Below are 6,999 nucleotides of genomic sequence, written 5' to 3'. Positions count from 1 at the left end.
TCTCTTCACCCGAAAGGCAATCCACAACAAACCGTAGCCGCTCGTCCATGATCCCAGTTTCTCGCCAAACCATCGCCGGTCCTCCCGGCGGACAAGAAAACTGTCACCCATGCTATCGGTCCATTCTATTACCTATCTATCCGGTTCGGACAGAGCACCCCTCTCCCCGTCACTGTACGGGGAGAGGATGCCGGCAGGCAGGTGAGGGGCAGCACAGACGCCGAAAGCTAGCGAGCGATTCGACCTTACAATGCCAGGCACTGGGCAGGTCTGTAACAAATGCCTATGTTGGTGCGAATATCCGGTTGCAACCAAGAACGAGCCGACAAGGCTGAGGAGATCAAATGGACACCCACACCTACCCCGTCACCCGCACCGATGCCGAATGGCGCGCCCGGCTGACGCCGGAGCAATACGCGGTCATGCGCAACCACGGCACCGAGCGGCCGGGAAGCTGCGCCCTGCTCTATGAGAAGCGTGCCGGCACTTTTTCCTGCGTCGGCTGCGACCAGCCGCTGTTCCAATCCACGCTGAAGTTCGAAAGCGGCACCGGCTGGCCGAGCTTCAACGATCCCGTTCCGGGCTCGGTCGAGAACACCGTTGACCGCAGCTACGGCATGGTCCGTACCGAGTGCCACTGCTCTCGTTGCGGCAGCCATCTCGGCCATGTCTTCGAGGACGGCCCGCCGCCGACCGGCCTGCGCTACTGCATCAACGGCGTGGCGCTGAAATTCGAGCCGGCGGCCTGACCTGTCCCGGATATGACCTCGCAAAGGGCGGCTTCGGCCGCCCTTTTTCGTATGGAGCAATTCCAGGAAAGTGGGACGCGGCTCAGGCGACTGCCGTCGCAATCAACCAAAGCGCCGAGCCAAGCATCATCAGTTGAGCCTTGAAGCCACCGGCCTTCTCGGCCGCGCGCCAGACCGCAATGGTCAGGAAGATGTTGTAGGGCACAGGCAGGAAATGCACCATCAGCACCAGCCAGAGCGGCAGTTTCAGCTCGAGCAGGACAAGCGCCAGCGCCGACGAGGCGACGCTGATCAAGGTGCCGACAAGCAGCGTGTCGCGCCAGAACAGGCGGCCGAGCGGCGCTTCGCCTCTCCAGCGCGTACGGAAAAAGTCCGTCATGACCGGCGACCTATCTCTGCCCCAGAACGTCGGTCACGGCTTCCTCGAAGCGTGAGCATTCCCTCACCAGCCAGTCGGTCATGGCCGGCCAATTGTCCTCGGAGTAGCAGTTCACCCGCCACATTGAGTTGATGCCGAGCCCCTCACAGCTCTGTTCGGGTTTGAGCTTCAGCCTGGCCTCGATCGCCGGTTGAAACGGTTTCAGCCGCGACCACGAGTCCGTGGCGCCGAACTTCTCGTTGCGCCCGAAGAAGACGCCGACATGGTTCTGCGCCGGCGCGACATACATGGAAAGCACCAGTGCGAAGTCGGGCAGCCCGCGCTGCCAGAACCAGGGTCCGCGCCGCGCCAGCCGGGCTCTTTCTTCCGGATGCCGTTCGGCGAACAGCGACCAGAAGCCGCGATGGCGGAATTCCGAGGCGCGACGGCCGCCGAAGTCGAATTCGCTCATGGTTCGAACCGTATCTCCGGCAACCGCATCGGGCGCCGGCCGCGAGCCTTACTCCATGCCGAGCGCGGCCATGTAGAGATCGAGGATGGCGTCCTCTTCCTGGCGTTCGGCCTGGTCCTTCTTGCGCAGCCGGATGATGGTGCGGATTGCCTTGGTGTCGAAGCCGGTGCCCTTGGCCTCGGCGAAAACTTCCTTGATGTCGTCGGCGATCGTCTTCTTTTCTTCCTCGAGCCGCTCGATGCGCTCGATCAAGGCACGCAGCTGGCCGGCGGCAACAGTCTGGCTGGTCTCGGTGATATCGTCGGCCATGTTTTTCTCCAAAGGAACGGTCCTGCCCCGCGACTCGGGAAGCAGCGGCGGCAAATTTGAGCCGGTTCGATGCCCGACCACGGGCGGCGGGTCAAGCTGTTATCGATGAAGGAACCAAGGCTGCCGCCATGATGCGGACAGCCACGCGGCCAGGGCGCAGATCAGCTGAAGGCTATCAGCAGATCCTTGGCATCGATCTGGTCGCCGGCCTTGACCAAAACCTCGGCGACCGTGCCGTCGCGCTCGGCATGCAATGCCGTCTCCATCTTCATCGCTTCGATGGAGAGCAGCACGTCGCCGGCCTTGACCGCCTGGCCGGCGGCAACCGCGAGCGCCGAAACCACACCCGGCATCGGCGCTCCGACATGCGCCTCATTGCCGGGCTCCGCCTTGCGGCGCGCTTTGGCGGCGGAAGCGCCATGCGCGCGGTCGGGCACCTTCACACGCCGCGGCTGACCGTTGAGCTCGAAGAACACGGTGACCATGCCCTTGTCGTCGACATCGCCGAACGCCTGGCAGCGCACGACCAAGGTCTTGCCCTTTTCGATGTCGACGAAGATCTCGTCTTCCGATTTCATGCCGTAGAAATAGGTCGGCGTCGGCAGAACGCTGACCGGGCCGTAGGTTTCCTGGGCGGCGACGAAGTCGGAAAACACCTTCGGATACATCAGCCACGAGGCGAACTCATACTCCGACAGCTTGCGCTCGAGCTTGTCCTCGATCTCCTTGCGGCTCTTCTTGAGGTCGGCCGGCTTGAGCAACGAACCGGGCCGCGCCGTGATCGGCTTGTCGCCCTTAAGCGCCTTCTTCTGCAGCGCCTGCGGCCAGCCGCCCGGGGACTGGCCGAGGTCGCCGCGCAGCATCGAGACGACCGAGTCCGGGAAGGCGATGTCGCGGGCCGGATTCTCGACATCGGCAACGGTCAGATCCTGGCTCACCATCATCAGCGCCATGTCGCCGACGACCTTCGAGGACGGCGTCACCTTGACGATGTCGCCGAACATCAGGTTGACGTCATGATAGGTCTGCGCCACTTCGTGCCAGCGTGTCTCCAGCCCGAGCGAACGCGCCTGTTCCTTGAGGTTGGTGAACTGCCCGCCCGGCATTTCGTGCAGGTAGACCTCGGAAGCTGGACCTTTCAGGTCACTCTCGAAGGCGGCGTACTGGTTGCGCACCGCTTCCCAGTAGAACGAGATTTTCCGGATCCATTGCGGGTCGAGGCCCGGATCGCGTTCGGTGCCCTTCAGCGCTTCGACGATCGAACCCAGACATGGCTGCGAAGTGTTGCCGGAAAAGGCATCCATCGCCGCGTCGATGGCGTCGACACCGCTTTCCACCGCCGCCAGCACGGTTGCCGCCGACAGGCCCGATGTGTCGTGGGTGTGGAAATGGATCGGCAAGTCGGTCGCCTCGCGCAGCGCCTTGAACAGCACGCGGGCGGCACTCGGCTTCAACAGGCCGGCCATGTCCTTGACCGCGATGATATGGGCGCCGGCGGCCTGCAATTCGCTGGCCAGCCCGACATAATATTTCAGGTCGTACTTGGCCCGCGCCGGATCGAGAATGTCGCCGGTATAGCACATCGCCGCTTCGATCAGCTTGCCCTCGGCGCCCACCGCGTCCATGGCGACACGCATGTTCTCGACCCAGTTCAGGCAGTCGAAGACGCGGAACAGGTCGATGCCGCCCGCCGCTGCCTGCTTGACGAAATGCTGCACGACATTGTCGGGGTAATTGGTGTAGCCGACGCCGTTGGCGCCGCGCAGCAGCATCTGCAGCAACAGGTTGGGGGCGGCTTCCCGCACCAGCGACAGCCGTTCCCATGGATCCTCGGTGAGGAAGCGCATGGCGACGTCGAACGTGGCGCCGCCCCAGCATTCCAATGAAAGAAGTTGCGGCAGCGCCCGCGCATAGGTGCCGGCGATGCCGGCAATGTCGTGCGTGCGCACGCGCGTGGCGAGCAGCGACTGGTGGCCGTCGCGCATCGTCGTGTCGGTGACCAGCACTTCCTTCTGCTCGCGCATCCAGGCGGCGAACTTCTCCGGCCCGAGCACGTCGAGTTTCTGCTTGCTGCCGCTCGGCACATTGCCGTTGAGATAGGGCACCACGGGCGGCGCCGCGTCTGCCTTCGGCGTCGGCCGGCCGCGTGTCTCGGGATGGCCGTTGACGCTGACGTCGGCCAGATAGTTGAGCAGCTTGGTGGCGCGGTCCTGGCGCTTGACCTGCTGGAACAGCTCCGGCGTCGTATCGATGAACTTCGTCGTATAGGAATTGTCGGCGAAGCTCGGGTGATTGATGATCGCTTCGAGGAAGGTGAGGTTGGTGGCGACGCCGCGGATGCGGAATTCGCGCAAGGCGCGGTTCATGCGGGCGATCGTCTCGGCCGGTGTCGGCGCCCAGGCCGTGACCTTCTCCAGCAGCGGATCGTAGAAGCGGGTGATGACCGCGCCGGAATAGGCCGTGCCGCCATCCAGACGGATGCCGAAGCCGGTGGCGCCGCGATAGGCGGTGATGCGGCCATAGTCCGGAATGAAATTGTGTTCGGGATCTTCCGTGGTGATGCGGCACTGCAAGGCATGGCCGTTCAGCCGGATGTCCCGCTGCGCCGGCACGCCCGATTCCGGCGTGCCGATGGCGAAGCCGTCGAGGATGTGTATCTGCGCTTTCACGATGTCGATGCCGGTCACCATCTCGGTGACGGTGTGCTCGACCTGGATGCGCGGATTGACCTCGATGAAATAGAACTTGCCGGTATCGGCATCCTGCAGGAATTCGACGGTGCCGGCACCGATATAGCTGGTCTCGCGCGCGATCTTCAGCGCGTAGCCGCAAAGTTCCTGGCGCAGGTCCTCGCTGAGATAGGGCGCTGGCGCGCGCTCGACGACCTTCTGGTTGCGGCGCTGGATCGAGCAGTCGCGCTCGAACAAATGCACCGCATTGCCGTGCGTGTCGCCAAGCACCTGCACTTCGACATGGCGGGCGCGCTCGATCAGCTTTTCGAGATAGACCTCGTCCTTGCCGAAGGCGGCTTTCGCCTCGCGCTTGCCTTCCATGACCTCGCGGGCGAGGTCGGCCTCGGAACGGATGGCGCGCATGCCGCGCCCGCCGCCGCCCCACGAGGCCTTGAGCATGACCGGATAACCGACCGTCTTGGCGAGTTCCTTGACCGCCTCCATATCGTCAGGCAACGGCTCGGTGGCCGGCACCACGGGCACGCCGACCTCGATGGCGAGATTGCGCGCGGCGACCTTGTTGCCCAGGCGCCGCATCGTGTCGGGCTTCGGTCCGATGAAGGTGATGCCTGCTTGCGCGCAAGCTTCGGCGAATTCGGGGCTTTCCGACAGGAGCCCGTAGCCGGGGTGGATGGCGTCGGCGCCCGAAAGCCTGGCGACGCGGATCACCTCCTCGATCGACAGGTAGCTCTCGATCGGCCCCATGTCCTTTTTGAGATGCGGACCGCGCCCGACCTGGTAGCTTTCGTCGGCCTTGAAGCGATGCAGTGAGTATTTGTCTTCCTCGGCCCAGATCGCCACGGTTTTGAGGCCCAGCTCATTGGCCGCGCGAAAGACGCGGATGGCGATTTCTGACCGGTTGGCGACGAGGATCTTCGTGATGGCCAAGGACTGGGCTCCAGCAGCGGAAGGGACGGGAAATCGGGGCAATGATTAGCGTGAAAATGCTGCAGTGCAAACAAAATCGACGTTGGTTTAAACCGATTTAAATCAATTATTCGGCCAACACTCGCATGCATTCGTCCGTATGGGCGGAACAATGGCGACAATTTCGATCCTGGATGCGATCTTCCCGGCTGGCTAAGGAACGCTGGCAGGGATGTCACGGCGCCAGCGGGCATCAAAGAAAATGCCCGGCGCGAGGCGCCGGGCATCGTTTGGTTTCGGATCCGAATGAATTACGACTTCGGGAACCAGGAATACTTGCCGTCGTCCTTCTTCTTCCATTCGTACATGATGTAGCCCGGCAGCTTCGGATCGCCCTTGGCGTCATAGGCGAGATCGCCCAGGACGGTCGGGAACGGGCCGTTTTCATGCATCGCCTTGGCGACGGCCTGCGGATCGTTCGTCTTGGCGGCGGCAGCTGCCTCGGCGACCACCTGCACGGCGGCGTAGGCGTAGAGCGTGTAGGCTTCCGGCTCGAAACCTTGCGCGCGGAACTTCTCGACCAGCTCCTTGTTGGCCGGGATCAGGCGCGGGTCGGGGCCGAACGTGTTGAGCGTGCCGGCGACGGCGTCGCCCGCGATCGCGGCGAGTTCGTCCGTCACGATGCCGTCACCCGACATCATCGGTGCCTTGAGGCCCTGGTCCGCGGATTGACGGATGATCAGGCCGGCTTCGGTGTGCAGGCCTCCCCAGTAGATCAGGGTGACGCCGGCTTCCTTCATCTTGGCGATCAGCGCCGAGAAGTCCTTGTCGCCGACATTGACGCCTTCATACATCACTTCCTTGATGCCCGCGGCGTTCATCGCCTTCTTGGTTTCGTCCGCGAGGCCCTGGCCATAAGGGGTCTTGTCATGGATCACGGCGACTTTGGCATCCTTGAAGTTCGCGGCGATGTAGCCGCCGGCGATGCTGCCCTGCTGGTCGTCGCGTCCGCAGGTACGGAACACATTCCACAGGCCGCGCTCGGTGAACTTCGGGTTGGTGGCGGCGGGTGTGATTTCGACGATGTTGTTTTCGGCGTAGACTTCGGAGGCCGGGATCGACACGCCGGAGTTGAAGTGGCCGATCACAAACTTGACGCCGTCGCCGACGAACTTGTTGGCGACCGAGATGCCCTGCTTCGGGTCGGAGACGTCGTCGCCGATTTCGAGCTTGATCTGCTCGCCGTTGATGCCGCCCTTGGCATTGATCTCGGCGACCGCCGCTTCGGCGCCCTTCTGCAGCTGCGCGCCGAAGGCCGCGTTCGGACCGGTGATCGGTCCGGCGACGGCGAACATTACATCAGCCCACGCGTTGCCGCCGAACGCGACGAGCGCGGTCAGGGCCACGGCGGACAAAAGTGACTTTTTCATTTAAACGCTCCCATTAACGGAGTGGGCGTGGATGAAGCTTTCATGCGATGCCCACCCTTATCGCAGAAAGCATAGTTTGCCG

At 63.3% G+C, this 6,999-nt stretch carries 6 protein-coding genes; 1 reads left to right on the top strand and 5 read right to left on the bottom strand.

Annotated elements, in window-relative coordinates; all coding sequences use genetic code 11:
* The first annotated feature begins 344 nt into the window (after positions 1-344).
* Complete coding sequence (msrB, locus tag EN804_RS31375; protein ID WP_027141754.1) at positions 345-749, top strand: peptide-methionine (R)-S-oxide reductase MsrB; 405 nt, start codon at positions 345-347, stop codon at positions 747-749.
* Positions 750-831: 82 nt separating this feature from the next.
* Here msrB and EN804_RS31370 read toward each other — a convergent pair whose 3' ends face one another.
* The 5 genes from EN804_RS31370 to EN804_RS31350 form a co-directional block, all read right to left on the bottom strand.
* Positions 832-1,128, bottom strand: a complete 297-nt coding sequence (locus tag EN804_RS31370; protein WP_135917100.1) for a hypothetical protein — start codon at positions 1,126-1,128, stop codon at positions 832-834.
* Positions 1,129-1,138: 10 nt separating this feature from the next.
* On the bottom strand, positions 1,139-1,579 hold the full coding sequence (locus tag EN804_RS31365; protein ID WP_135863235.1) for a hypothetical protein: 441 nt from the start codon (positions 1,577-1,579) through the stop codon (positions 1,139-1,141).
* 48 nt (positions 1,580-1,627) lie between these two features.
* Positions 1,628-1,888, bottom strand: a complete 261-nt coding sequence (locus tag EN804_RS31360) for a DUF2312 domain-containing protein (protein ID WP_027053014.1) — start codon at positions 1,886-1,888, stop codon at positions 1,628-1,630.
* Positions 1,889-2,049: 161 nt separating this feature from the next.
* A complete protein-coding gene (gene pyc / locus EN804_RS31355) occupies positions 2,050-5,508 on the bottom strand; it encodes a pyruvate carboxylase (RefSeq protein WP_135922026.1) in 3,459 nt (1,152 codons plus the stop codon).
* Between the two features lie 290 nt (positions 5,509-5,798).
* The gene (locus EN804_RS31350) at positions 5,799-6,917 is read right to left on the bottom strand and encodes a branched-chain amino acid ABC transporter substrate-binding protein (RefSeq protein ID WP_127276516.1); all 1,119 of its coding nucleotides are present in this window, start codon (positions 6,915-6,917) and stop codon (positions 5,799-5,801) included.
* Positions 6,918-6,999 lie beyond the last annotated feature (82 nt).

This window comes from Mesorhizobium sp. M8A.F.Ca.ET.161.01.1.1 (genome assembly GCF_004792105.1).
Lineage (GTDB): Bacteria > Pseudomonadota > Alphaproteobacteria > Rhizobiales > Rhizobiaceae > Mesorhizobium.
Note: the sequence above shows the minus strand (reverse complement) of the source record. Positions and strands in the feature narration are given on the sequence as shown.